The organism is Streptomyces sp. NBC_00076, from assembly GCF_045041235.1.
Classification (GTDB): Bacteria; Actinomycetota; Actinomycetes; order Streptomycetales; family Streptomycetaceae; genus Streptomyces.
The window spans coordinates 4,525,065-4,537,458 of record NZ_CP108242.1; the positions used below are offsets into that span (position 1 = coordinate 4,525,065).

At 69.8% G+C, this 12,394-nt stretch carries 11 protein-coding genes; 7 read left to right on the plus strand and 4 right to left on the minus strand.

Annotated elements, in window-relative coordinates:
- Window positions 1-91 precede the first annotated feature (91 nt).
- On the minus strand, window positions 92-1,414 hold the full coding sequence (glp, locus tag OHA64_RS20405; RefSeq protein ID WP_405615025.1) for a gephyrin-like molybdotransferase Glp: 1,323 nt from the start codon (window positions 1,412-1,414) through the stop codon (window positions 92-94).
- A gap of 5 nt (window positions 1,415-1,419) precedes the next feature.
- Window positions 1,420-2,322: a UTP--glucose-1-phosphate uridylyltransferase GalU gene (gene galU, locus OHA64_RS20410; protein ID WP_405615027.1), complete on the minus strand. Its 903-nt coding sequence runs from the start codon at window positions 2,320-2,322 to the stop codon at window positions 1,420-1,422.
- Window positions 2,323-2,474: 152 nt separating this feature from the next.
- Here galU and OHA64_RS20415 point away from each other — a divergent pair, with 152 nt between their 5' ends.
- Complete coding sequence (locus OHA64_RS20415) at window positions 2,475-3,035, plus strand: 5-formyltetrahydrofolate cyclo-ligase (RefSeq protein WP_405615029.1); 561 nt, start codon at window positions 2,475-2,477, stop codon at window positions 3,033-3,035.
- Window positions 3,036-3,111: 76 nt separating this feature from the next.
- On the opposite strand, the gene OHA64_RS20420 is transcribed toward OHA64_RS20415, so the two are convergent.
- Complete coding sequence (locus tag OHA64_RS20420) at window positions 3,112-5,934, minus strand: penicillin acylase family protein (protein WP_405615031.1); 2,823 nt, start codon at window positions 5,932-5,934, stop codon at window positions 3,112-3,114.
- A 200-nt stretch (window positions 5,935-6,134) separates the two neighbouring features.
- Between OHA64_RS20420 and OHA64_RS20425 the strand changes: the two genes are divergently transcribed.
- From OHA64_RS20425 to mscL, 6 genes are all read left to right on the plus strand, one after another.
- On the plus strand, window positions 6,135-7,712 hold the full coding sequence (locus OHA64_RS20425; protein WP_405624035.1) for a potassium/proton antiporter: 1,578 nt from the start codon (window positions 6,135-6,137) through the stop codon (window positions 7,710-7,712).
- Between the two features lie 274 nt (window positions 7,713-7,986).
- Window positions 7,987-9,255 carry an MFS transporter gene (locus tag OHA64_RS20430; protein ID WP_405615033.1) on the plus strand — a complete coding sequence of 423 codons (1,269 nt, stop codon included), beginning with the start codon at window positions 7,987-7,989 and terminating at the stop codon, window positions 9,253-9,255.
- 195 nt (window positions 9,256-9,450) lie between these two features.
- Complete coding sequence (locus tag OHA64_RS20435; protein WP_405615035.1) at window positions 9,451-9,795, plus strand: FmdB family zinc ribbon protein; 345 nt, start codon at window positions 9,451-9,453, stop codon at window positions 9,793-9,795.
- Between the two features lie 78 nt (window positions 9,796-9,873).
- A complete protein-coding gene (locus OHA64_RS20440) occupies window positions 9,874-10,716 on the plus strand; it encodes an S-methyl-5'-thioadenosine phosphorylase (protein ID WP_405615037.1) in 843 nt (280 codons plus the stop codon).
- Window positions 10,717-10,952: 236 nt separating this feature from the next.
- Window positions 10,953-11,546: a hypothetical protein gene (locus tag OHA64_RS20445; RefSeq protein ID WP_405615039.1), complete on the plus strand. Its 594-nt coding sequence runs from the start codon at window positions 10,953-10,955 to the stop codon at window positions 11,544-11,546.
- A gap of 126 nt (window positions 11,547-11,672) precedes the next feature.
- Window positions 11,673-12,149 (plus strand): large conductance mechanosensitive channel protein MscL, encoded by a 477-nt coding sequence (gene mscL / locus OHA64_RS20450; RefSeq protein ID WP_405615041.1) that lies wholly within the window; start codon window positions 11,673-11,675, stop codon window positions 12,147-12,149.
- Between the two features lie 31 nt (window positions 12,150-12,180).
- Here the strand turns inward: mscL and OHA64_RS20455 are convergent, their stop codons facing one another.
- Window positions 12,181-12,363, minus strand: a complete 183-nt coding sequence (locus tag OHA64_RS20455) for a hypothetical protein (protein ID WP_405615043.1) — start codon at window positions 12,361-12,363, stop codon at window positions 12,181-12,183.
- Window positions 12,364-12,394: the final 31 nt, after the last annotated feature.

Sequence of the window (12,394 nt, forward strand, 5' to 3'; positions counted from 1 at the left end):
TGGCGCTCCCGGTCCGGGCCCGGCGCGCGGGCCTGCTGTGCGCGACACGGTACCGCCAAGTCGAACCGTCGAGCGGCGCGGACCCCACGGCTCAGCCGAGCAGCACGACCTCGACCTCGCTGCCCGGCTCGACGGACTCCACGTCCTCGGGGACGACGATCAGCGCGTCCGCGTGCGCCAGGGCCGCGACCAGGTGCGATCCGGCGCCGCCGACCGGGGTCACCGCTCCGTCGGCGTACATACCGCGCAGGAACTGCCGACGGCCCTTCGGCGAGGTCAGCGCCTTGCCGGCGGTCAGCTTCGCGCGGATGCGCGGCCGGTGCACGTCGTCGAGGCCCATCAGGGTGCGGATCGCGGGGCGCACGAACAGCTCGAAGGAGACGTACGACGACACGGGGTTGCCGGGGAGCGCGAGCAGCGGGGTGTGGTCGGGGCCGATGGAGCCGAAGCCCTGGGGCTTGCCGGGCTGCATGGCGAGCTTGCGGAACTCGATGCCACTGCCGGCCTCGTCCTCGTCGCCGACGTGCGACAGGGCCTCCTTGACGACGTCGTACGCCCCGACGCTGACCCCGCCCGTGGTGACCATGAGGTCGGCGCGGACGAGCTGGTCCTCGATGGTGGAGCGGAGTGTCTCGGCGTCGTCGGCGACGGCGCCCACCCGGTAGGAGATGGCACCGGCGTCGCGGGCGGCGGCGGTGAGGGCGAAGCTGTTGGAGTCGTAGATCTGGCCGCTGCCGAGTTCCTCGCCGGGCTGGACGAGTTCACTGCCGGTGGACATGACGACCACGCGCGGCCGCGGGCGCACCCGGACGGTGCCGCGCCCGATGGCGGCCAGCAGGGCGATCTGCGGCGGGCCGAGGACGGTGCCCGACTCCAGGGCGCGGTCCCCGGCCTTCACGTCGCTGCCCGTGGCGCGCACATGGGCGCGGGCCTCGGCCGGGCGGTACACGTGCACGTGCCCCTCGGCGCCCTGGGGGGACAGGGCGCGGGCGCGCATCCCGGTCACCGGGCCCTCGCCGAGGCCGCCGTCGGTCCACTCGACGGGGACGACGGTCTCGGCGCCGGGCGGCAGCGGAGCGCCGGTCATGATCCTGGCGGTCTGGCCGGGGCCGACGTGGAGCAGTGCTGCCTGGCCCGCGGCGACGTCCCCGACGACCTCCAGGACGGCCGGATACTCCTCGCTCGCACCCGCGACGTCCGCGACCCGCACCGCGTACCCGTCCATGGAGCTGTTGTCGAACGGCGGCAGGGACACCGGCACCGTGACGTCCTCGACCAGGACGCAGCCCTGGGCGTCGAGGATCTGCAGCTCGATGGGTTCGAGGGGGCGGACGGTCGCGAGGATGTCCTCCAGGTGCTCGTCCACCGACCAGAGGTGGTCGGGGTCGGCGGTGCGGGGGGCGGCGCTGCTCAACGTTGTTACATCTCCTCGGCTACGTAACTGCGAAGCCAGGTCCGGAAGTCCGGGCCCAGGTCTTCACGTTCGCACGCGAGTCTGACAATGGCACGCAGGTAGTCGCCGCGGTCGCCGGTGTCATAGCGGCGGCCCTTGAAGACCACGCCGTGCACCGGGCCGCCGATCTTCTCGTCCGTGGCGAGCTGCTGGAGGGCGTCGGTGAGCTGGATCTCGCCACCGCGGCCGGGCTCGGTCTTGCGCAGGATCTCGAAGATGTGCGGGTCGAGGACGTAGCGGCCGATCACCGCGTAGTTCGACGGCGCGTCCGCCGGGTCCGGCTTCTCCACCAGGCCGGTTACCTTGACGGTGTCGCTGTCCTCGGTGGGCCCGACGGCCGCGCTGCCGTAGAGGTGGATCTGCTCGGGCTCGACCTCCATGAGCGCGATGACGCTGCCGCCGCGCTGCTCCTGGACCTCGACCATGCGCTTGAGCAGCGGGTCGCGGGGGTCGATCAGGTCGTCACCGAGGAGGACGGCGAAGGGCTCGTTGCCCACGTGGGGGGCGGCGCACAGGACGGCGTGGCCGAGGCCTCTGGGGTCGCCCTGGCGGACGTAGTGCATGGTCGCGAGGTCGCTGGACTCCTGCACCTTGGCGAGCCGGCTCGCGTCGCCCTTCTTCTGAAGGGCGGATTCCAGCTCGTAGTTGCGATCGAAGTGGTCCTCCAGGGGGCGCTTGTTGCGGCCTGTGATCATGAGGACGTCGTCCAGGCCGGCGGACACGGCCTCCTCGACCACGTACTGGATCGCGGGCTTGTCGACTACCGGCAGCATCTCCTTGGGAGTGGCCTTGGTGGCCGGCAGGAACCGGGTGCCAAGACCTGCTGCGGGAATGACAGCCTTGCTGATCCGAGGGTGCGACTGAGTCATGCGGCAACCTTATCCGGTGCCTTTGATCGGAATCTGAGGCTCCGGTGAATTAGCTCTCATATGAGCATATTGGAAGGATACGGGTGCAGCCTTTGAGCCACGTCGAACGTCCGGCCGAGCCTGACAAGCGAACGTTGCGGCAGGAGCTCCTCATGGTGAGGAACAGGTTGACGGCCGATGACGTGCGGGAAGCTGCCACAGCGCTGGCCCAGCGGGCGTTGGGGCTGCCCGAGTTGGCGCGGGCGCGCACGGTGGCGGCGTACGTCTCCGTGGACAGCGAACCCGGCACGCTCGCGCTGCTGGACACGCTGCGCGAGCGGGGCGTGCGGGTCCTGCTCCCCGCGCTGCTGCCCGACAACGACCTCGACTGGGGCGCGTACACCGGCGAGGGTTCACTCCAACGCGTCCGACACGGCGGGCGGATGGCCCTCTTCGAGCCCGTCGGGGAGCGTCTGGGCCCGGACGCCGTGACGGGCGCCGACGTGGTGTTGCTGCCGGGGCTGGCGGTCGACGCGCGCGGGATGCGTCTGGGGCGCGGCGGGGGCTCGTACGACCGCGTCCTCGCCCGACTGGAGCGCGCGGGCGCGCACCCCGCGCTGGTGGTGCTGCTGTACGACTCCGAGGTGGTGGAGCGGGTGCCGGCCGAGGCACACGACCGTCCGGTGCGGGCGGTGGTGACGCCGTCGGGCGTACGCCGCTTCCCGTCGGACTGAGCGGCCCGGCCGCCGAGCCGAGAAGGCCCGGTCACCCAAAGGGACCGGGCCTTCAACAGCTCACCGCTTCAGCGGCTCACGGCCTCAGCACCAGCGAGTCGCTCGTGTTGCCGTCGACCGCCTTGTCGGAGAAGGACCAGTCCAGCAGCTCGCCATCGGCCCACTTGTCCGTCTGGTCGACGTAGTGGGCGCTGTAGGCGTGCCCGGAGGCGCCGGCGAGGTTGATCCACTTCGACTTGTCGAGGTCGCCGAGGTTGACCACCATCCGCATGGACGGCACCCACACGACCTCGTAGCCGCCGGCGGCGTTCCAGCCGGTGGCGTTGACCGCCGCCTCGCCGCCGCTGAGCTTCCACGGGCCGCGGTTGAGCATGTACTGCAGGAAACCGGGACCTTCGGTGCCCAGGGTCTGGTTCTTCAGGAACAGGCGGTGCAGCCGGCCCCAGCTCCAGGTGTCGATGTCCTTGCCGAGCTTGGCGGTCAGTTCCCAACGGCCGTCGATCATGGCGCGCTTGAACAGCTCGTCACGGTTCTTGGCTTCGGGGCGGGTGCCCACGTCGGGCGTCTTCCACCAGTCGCTGTTCTCGTCGTCCATGAGGTTGCGCACGACCTCGAACCAGCGGTCGCCGCCGTCCGGCTGCGCCTCGTCGGCGTCACGCTCCCCGCACTCACGGACCTTCTTGGTCTCGTCGACGGGCCCGGTGGTGTTGACCGGGTCCACCCACAGGCACTGTCCCTCGACCCGCAGTTCCTTGGGCAGCTTGTTGCCGAAGGCGAGCTTGAGGATGTTGCGCCAGACCGAGTTGAAGTAGGCGGCGGCCGCCGAGTCGGCGTCCTGGGTGTAGTCCCAGCCCTCCAGCAGCTCCTGGGCCTGGCGGACCTCCTTGTCGTCGACGTCGATCTTCAGCAGCTTGGGCACGAGCAGCTTGGCGATCTCACTGCTGTTGTCCAGCTGCATCTGCCGCATGTCGTCGGTGGAGATCTTGCCCCCGCCCTTGATCTTCTGCTCGATCAGGTCGGTTATCCGCTGGCTGCGGGTGCCGTAGCCCCAGTCCGTGGTGAGCGCATAGGGGTACTTGTCCTTGTCGATCACGGCCTGGTTGGCGGTGACGATGTAGCCGCGCTTCGGGTTGTACTCGTAGGGCAGCGCGTCCTGATCGATGAAGCTGGTCCACTTGTATTTGGAGTCCCAGCCCGGTGCCGGGATGGAGCCGTCGTCGCCCTTCGCCCGCGTGGGGATCCTCCCGGGCAGCGTGTAGCCGATGTTGTCCTTGGTGTCGGCGTAGACCAGGTTCTGCGACGGCACGTCGAACAGCGTGGCGGCCTTGCGGAAGTCGCTCCAGCCGGCGGCCTTGTCCATCGCGAAGACGGCGTCCATGGAGGTGCCCGGGTCCAGCGCGGTCCAGCGCAGGGCGATGCCGTAGCCGTCGCCGCGGTCGGGGGCGGCGGTGTCGACCGTGGCCTTCTTGCCGACCTTCACCAGCTCGCTGTCACGGTCGGACAGCAGGGGCATCCCGTCGCTGGTCTGCCGGACGACGATCTTCTTGGAGGAGCCGCCCGCGACCTTGATGGTCTCCTCGCGCGTGGTGAAGGGCTTGACCTTGCCGTCGTAGAGGTAGCCGTCGCCGGAGAGCTTCTCCAGGTAGAGGTCGGTGACGTCGACGCCGGAGTTGGTCATGCCCCAGGCGATGTTCTGGTTGTGGCCGATGACCACACCGGGCATGCCCGCGAAGGTGTAGCCGCTGACGTCGTACTGGCACTTGCTGGAGATCGCGCGGCAGTGCAGGCCCATCTGGTACCAGACGGACGGCAGGGAGGGAGACAGGTGCGGGTCGTTGGCGAGCAGCGGCTTGCCGGTGATGGTGTACTTCCCGCCCACCACCCAGGAGTTCGAGCCTATGCCGTTGCCGTTCACGCCGACGGCCGTGGGGACGTCGTCCAGGACCTTCTGGAGGCCCGTGAGCTGACTCTGCAGAGCGGAACCGGCCGTCCCTGAGGTACCGCTCGTACCGGAGACACCGCTGGTCCCGCCCGTGCCGGTGCCTGTCCCCGTGCCGGTGCCGGTACCTGTGCCGGTCCCCGTGCCCGTGCCCGTGCCGGAAGCGTCGTCGCCGCCGTCGAACGTGCCGGTGAGCTCGTCGTACTGACCCTGTTGGACGATCGTCCGGTTGCGGCTGTAGGGGTACTGCGGGTACAGGTCGGCGATCTGCTTGGGGCCGAGGCGGCTGGTCATCAGGGCGCGGTCGATCTCGTCCTGCATGTTCCCGCGCAGGTCCCAGGCCATCGCCTTCAGCCACGCGACCGAGTCGACCGGGGTCCACTTCGCGGGCTTGTAGTCGTTGGTGAAGCCGAGCGCCGCGTACTCCAGGGAGATGTCCTCGCCGCTCTTGCCCTGGAGGTAGGCGTTGACCCCCTTGGCGTAGGCCTGGAGGTACTTCTTCGTGGAGGCCGACAGCGTCTTGTCGTACTCCTGCTTCGCCACCCGGTCCCAGCCCATCGTGCGCAGGAACTCGTCGTTGTCGACCTGGCCCTTGCCGAACATCTCCGACAGCCGCCCGGAGGTCATGTGGCGGCGCACGTCCATCTCGTAGAACCGGTCCTGCGCCTGGACGTAGCCCTGCGCCATGAACAGGTCGGCGTCCGAGGAGGCGTAGACCTGCGGGATGCCGTAGCCGTCCCGCTTGACGTCGACGGGTCCGGACAGGCCGTCCAGGGTGATCGAGCCCTTGGTCTGGGGGAACGAGGCGCGGACGGTGCTGATGGACCAGTACGCCCCGTAGGCCACGCCTCCGATGATGGCCAGCACGAGGACGAGTACGAGCAGACGGGCTTTGCGCCCCTTCTTCCTGCCGGACTTGCCGGGCTTCTGACCCGATGAGGCGGTGGTGTTGGGGGGCATCGCTGTCCTTGCTGTCCTAACGCGAGCGGCAGGCGGGCGTATCCATTTGACTGAGCGCTGGAGCAACCATAGGCGCAGGGCCCGGCGCCACTTGACGCGGAGTCGGGAACCAGGACGCACGCGCGTTCGATCTTGCCTCTTCGAGTGTCAAGAAATCGTCAAGAGTTAGGTAAGGTAACGAAGTACTTGGATGCGAAACGATTCTCCGTCGTGTCCGATGTACAGGAGCCCGTGCGCGTGACGCCGCGGGCCAGCGAAGGGAACGGCCGCTGACTGTCCACCACCTCAACCAGCTCCTGCTCGTCTGCTCGCTCGTTCTGCTCGTCGCCGTGGCAGCGGTTCGGATCTCCTCGCGCAGCGGGCTCCCCAGCCTGCTCGTATACCTGGGGATCGGCATCGCCATGGGCCAGGACGGCGTCGGCGACATCCACTTCGACAACGCCGAACTGACCCAGGTCATCGGATACGCGGCCCTCGTCGTGATCCTGGCCGAGGGCGGTCTCGGCACGAAGTGGAAGGAGATCAAACCCGCCCTGCCCGCCGCCTCCACACTGGCGCTGGCCGGGGTCGCGGTGAGCGTCGGGGTGACGGCGACGGCCGCGCACTACATGGTCGGGCTGGAGTGGCGGCAGGCGCTCATCATCGGGGCGGTCGTGTCCTCGACTGACGCGGCGGCGGTCTTCTCGGTGCTGCGCAAGGTCCCCCTGCCCGCGCGGGTGACGGGCATGCTGGAGGCCGAGTCCGGCTTCAACGACGCCCCGGTGGTCATCCTGGTGATCTCCTTCTCCACCGCGGGCCCGTTCGACCACTGGTACGTGCTGCTGGGTGAGATAGCTCTGGAACTGGCCATCGGTGCCGCCATCGGCATCGCGGTGGGCTGGCTGGGGTCCTGGGGCCTCAGGCACGTCGCCCTGCCCGCCTCCGGCCTCTACCCGATCGCCGTGATGGCGATCGCCGTCACCTCGTACGCGGCGGGCGCGATGGCCCACGGCAGCGGCTTCCTCGCGGTCTATCTCGCCTCGATGGTGCTGGGCAACGCGAAGCTGCCGCACTGGCCGGCCACCCGCGGGTTCGCCGACGGGCTCGGCTGGATCGCCCAGATCGGCATGTTCGTCCTGCTCGGCCTGCTGGTCACCCCGCACGAACTGGGCGACGACATCTGGCCGGCGCTCATCATCGGGCTGGTGCTGACGATGGTGGCGCGCCCGCTGAGCATCGTGCTCTGCCTGACGCCGTTCCGGGTGCCCTGGCAGGAGCAGACCCTCATGTCCTGGGCCGGACTGCGCGGGGCGGTGCCCATCATCCTGGCGACCATCCCGATGGTGCAGGGCGTCGACGCCAGCCGCCGCATCTTCAACATCGTCTTCGTCCTGGTCGTCGTCTACACCCTGGTCCAGGGACCGACCCTGCCCTGGCTCGCCCGCAAGCTGCGCCTGGGCGGCGACCCGGAGGCCGCCTCCGACCTGGGCATCGAGTCGGCACCCCTGGAGCGACTGCGCGGGCACCTGCTGTCCGTGGAGATCCCCGAGGGCTCGAAGATGCACGGCGTCGAGGTCAACGAACTGCGCCTGCCGGCCGGGGCGGCGGTCACCCTGGTCGTCCGCGACGCGAAATCCTTCGTTCCACTGCCGACGACGGTGCTGCGGCACGGGGACGAGCTCCTCGTGGTCGCCACCAATCCCGTCCGGGACGCGGCGGAACGACGACTGCGCGCGGTCGGCCACGGCGGCAAGCTGGCCGGATGGCTGGGCACGGGCGGCACCGGCACAAGCCGTTAAGGGCATGTTTCGTACGGTTCACACCCCGGCAATCACAGGCACGCGACCCCATGGTGCTCGTTTTCACAGGTCAGTCAGTCTTGATCCCTGTACGATGAAGGCACACCCTGATCGAACCAACTCTGCCTGACGCAGAGCTGGCGCGACCGTATGGCGGCCGGGACGCTCCTGACAGCGGGCTTTGGCATCTACCGCAGTCCGCGCAAGAGGACAGCTCTCGGCGTCTCGCCCCCTGGAAGGGGCCGCGTCACCAGGCGGCAGAAAGGCACGGGCCGTGGCATCCACGGTCACCTCCCGCCCCGGATACGGGCAGCTGCTGCGCACCAGCGGCGCATGGACGTTCCTGCTCCCCGGCTTCGCGGCACGCCAGCCGTTCGCGATGCTCACCGTCTCCATCGTGCTGCTCGTACAGCACACCACCGGCTCGTACGGGGCGGCGGGCGCCGCCGCGGCCGTCACCGGTGTCTCCACGGCCCTGTTCGCGCCGTTCGGCGGTCACCTCGCCGACCGCCACGGGCAGCGCGCGGTGCTGGTCCCGAGCGTGGTCGTACACGCACTGTCGGGCCTGGCCCTCACCGCGCTCGCGCTGTCCCACGCCCCCCTGTGGGCGCTGCTCGCGGCAGCCGTGCCGACGGGCGCCTCGACGCCCCAGGTCGGCCCCATGGTGCGGGCCCGCTGGGCCGCGACCCTCAAGGACTCGCCCCTGATGTCCACCGCGGCGGCCTTCGAGTCGGTCACGGACGAGCTGACCTTCGTCGTCGGCCCGCTGCTGGCCACCGCGCTGTGCACGGCGGTGGATCCCGCCGCGGGTCTGGTGACGGAAGCCTCGCTGACGCTGCTGGGCGGCCTGCTGTTCGCCGCGCAGAAGAGCACCCAGCCCACGGTCGCCGCCGACGGGCACGCGCGCGTGGAGCACACCTCGGCGCTGCGCGTCCCCGGAGTGCGGGTCCTGATCGTGGCGTTCCTCGGCATCGGCTCCGTCTTCGGCGGCATGCAGGTCTCGCTGGCCGCGTTCAGCGAGTCGATCGGTGAACCCGGCCTGAACGGCGTCCTGTACGGCACCTTCGCCGCCGGCAACACGCTCTCCGGCCTGGTCTGCGGCGCCATCGCGTGGAAGGTGAGCCCGCGCCGCCGCCTGCTCGTCGGGTACGCCGCCCTCGCGCTGACCGCGTCCGGCCTGTGGGCCGCGCACTCGGTGCTCGTCCTGGCCGGCCTCGGCCTGCTCGTCGGCATGTGCGTGGCGCCCGCTCTGATCACCGGCTACACCCTGGTCGAGGAACTCGTCCCGGCCGGCGCACGCACCGAGGCGTTCACCTGGCTGACCGGAGCGGTCGCACTCGGCCAGGCGGCCGCCGTCACGATCGCCGGACAGCTGGAGGACCGCTTCTGGGGCGGCGCCGGGTTCCTGGTCCCGACGGGCGGCACGTTGCTGGCGTTGGTGACCTTGCTGGCGCTGCGTTCGCGGCTCATGCCGCCGCGCGCGACCAGAGTGGTCACGCGCGGCGCGGCCCATCGCGAACCTGCCGCGATCGGTGAGATGTGACGATGTATTTTCCGCGGAATACGTCACTGTGACTCCGCAGCTACGCTGCTTCTCCCTTGGGCACAAGCCGCGAGACGGTCAAGCCCTGACCGCTGCCCGCAGGCAGGTGACGCACGTTACTCCATTTGCAAGCGGCACAGGTTAGTATGGACGATCGTTAGCACTCATCGAGTGAGAGTGCCAGGAGGAAGACAAGTGCCGACCTACCAGTACCAGTGCACCGAGTGTGGCGAGGGCCTCGAGGCGGTGCAGAAGTTCACCGACGACGCACTCACCGAGTGCCCCAACTGCCAGGGCCGCCTCAAGAAGGTGTTCTCCGCGGTCGGCATCGTCTTCAAGGGCTCCGGCTTCTACCGCAACGACAGCCGCGGTTCCTCGTCGAGCAGCGCGCCGTCGACGTCGAAGTCGGCGACGTCCTCTTCGTCCTCGGAGTCGAAGTCGTCCTCCGACTCCAAGTCGTCCTCGGACTCGAAGTCCTCGAGTCCGAGCACGGGCGCCTCAAGCACGGGCAAGTCGTCCAGCAGCAGCTCCGCCGCGTAGGACCCTTTTCTTACGGGACCCTGTCGTCGTACGACGGCGGGGTCTTCGGCGTTTCCGGGGGCCGTTAGGGTGCGGGGCATGGCGAACAAGGCGAACGCAGAGATCGGTGTGATCGGCGGCTCCGGCTTCTACTCGTTCCTCGACGACGTGACCGAGATCCAGGTGGACACCCCCTACGGGCCGCCCAGTGACTCCCTCTTCCTCGGCGAGGTCGCCGGTCGGCGAGTCGCCTTCCTGCCCCGGCACGGACGCGGCCACCATCTGCCGCCGCACCGCATCAACTACCGGGCCAACCTCTGGGCCCTGCGGTCCGTCGGGGCCCGCCAGGTCCTCGGTCCGTGCGCGGTGGGCGGCCTGCGCCCCGAGTACGGGCCGGGCACGCTGTTGGTGCCGGACCAGCTGGTCGACCGTACGAAGTCCCGGACGGGCACGTACTTCGACGGGCTGCCGCTGCCGGGCGGCGGGGTGCCGAACGTGGTCCACGTGTCCCTGGCCGATCCCTACTGCCCGGCCGGACGGGCGGCCGCGCTGAAGGCGGCGCGTGGGCGGGACTGGGAACCGGTGGACGGCGGCACGCTGGTCGTGATCGAGGGGCCGCGGTTCTCGACCCGCGCCGAGTCGGTGTGGCACCAGGCGCAGGGCTGGTCGGTGGTCGGCATGACCGGACACCCCGAGGCGGCTCTCGCCCGCGAACTGGAGCTCTGCTACACCTCGTTGACCCTGGTCACCGATCTCGACGCGGGCGCGGAGACGGGCGAGGGCGTCTCCCACGACGAGGTGCTGCGGGTGTTCGCGGCGAACGTGGACCGGCTGCGGGGCGTCCTGTTCGACGCGGTGGCCGCACTGCCGTCGGGCGAGGAGCGGGACTGCCTGTGTGCGAGCGCGCTGGGCGGGATGGATCCGGGGTTCGCGCTGCCGTAGGGGTGCCGGCCTCGAGGGTTCTGGACTCGGGGCTGCTGGACTCAGGTGTGCTGGGCTCAGGGCTGCTGGACTCGGGGTTCCGGCCTCAGATGACCCGCCGCCGCGGGTGGAACTTCCCGTTCGGGTGAGGGAGTTGTCCACAACTCGGCAGTAGCCCACCGGCGTCTGCGGGAATCGGCGCGAAGCCGCATCGTGGCATCGCAAGCCGATCCCTCGTCGCAGGTGGTGGTCCTCCCGTGTCCTTCGCACTTCCGTCCTCTCCCTCGCCCTCGCCCTCTCACTCCCCTTCTCCCGTTTCTCCCGCTTTCCCGCGGCCGCTCGGCGTGGAAGCTCCCCCGACCTGCGAGGTGCCGCACTTCGCCCCCGTGCGCATTCGTGGCGGGCGTTATCAACTACAGCGACTCGTACGGCACCGACGGCGTGCCGTAGCTGCCGGCCTCACCGTCACGGCGGCCGCGGTCCTGGCGGCGGGACCCTCGGTCCCTCAGGAAACGGAGCAGCCCCGCGGGCGCCCCGTGGCGGATCCCGTACGGGAACACCGTGCCGTCCGGCTCGTGACGGCACCGGTGCGGATCGCCGACGGAGCCACGGTCCGGCTGTTGCGGCCCGGTGACCGGGTGGACGTCATCGCCGCCGAGCAGACGGCGACCGGCGGCGACGCCCGCGTGGTCGCGCGCGGGGCACGGGTGACGAAGGTGCCGGAGGCGCTGGAGGCACCGGGTGGCGCGGCTGAGGGCGGGGCGCTCGTCGTGCTGTCGGTACCGCGCTCCACCGCGGCGCGTCTCGCCGGCGCGAGCACGACAGCACGGCTGGCGGTGACACTGTGCTGACCCACGCGATGCGCGCCGCTTCACGCCCCTCCTTGAAGCCACCCGGCTGGACAGGGCCGTCTCGTCCTCACGTAGGTTGCGGAGCTGTTTGTTCCACTACCGGTTCGTATGAGGAGAGTCCCAGAATTGAGCGAGAAGAAGCCAAGCGTCTTGCAGGGGTTCAAGGCCTTCCTGATGCGCGGGAACGTCGTCGACCTGGCGGTGGCCGTGGTCATCGGCGCAGCCTTCACCAACATCGTCAACTCGGTGGTGAAGGGCCTGATCAACCCGCTGGTCGGAGCGATCGGCACCAAGAACCTCGACGGTTACAGCTCGTGTCTCGAGGAGACTTGCACGGGCACCGGCGACAACGCGACGGGCGTCCGGATCATGTGGGGGTCCGTCCTCGGCGCGACCCTGACCTTCGTGATCACGGCGGCGGTCGTCTACTTCCTGATGGTCCTGCCGATGTCGAAGTACCTGGCGCGGATGGAGGCCCGCAGGAAGGCGAAGGAGGGCACGCAGGAGGTCATGGAGGTGACCGAGTTGGAGGTGCTCAAGGAGATCCGCGACGTGCTGCTCGCACAGCAGCGGCAGCGTGGATCCGGCCACGACGAGCGTTAGCAGCGGCTGCGGTCCGCGGCGCCCGGCGGGTTCAGAGGTGGTGGGGCGGCTTCTCGTCAAGGAAGCGCTTCAGGTCGGCCGCGCTGTCGCCCTCGCCACCGGGCCGCTCGCCCCATCCCCGGTCCGTGTCGTCCGAGGACTGGCGGTCCAGCGGGTCGTCGAAGATCAGCGCGGGCTTCGGGGCACGCGGCTCGGGATCGGGGGCGGTGCTCATGTCTCCAGGGTACGGCCCTGGTGGCGGCCCA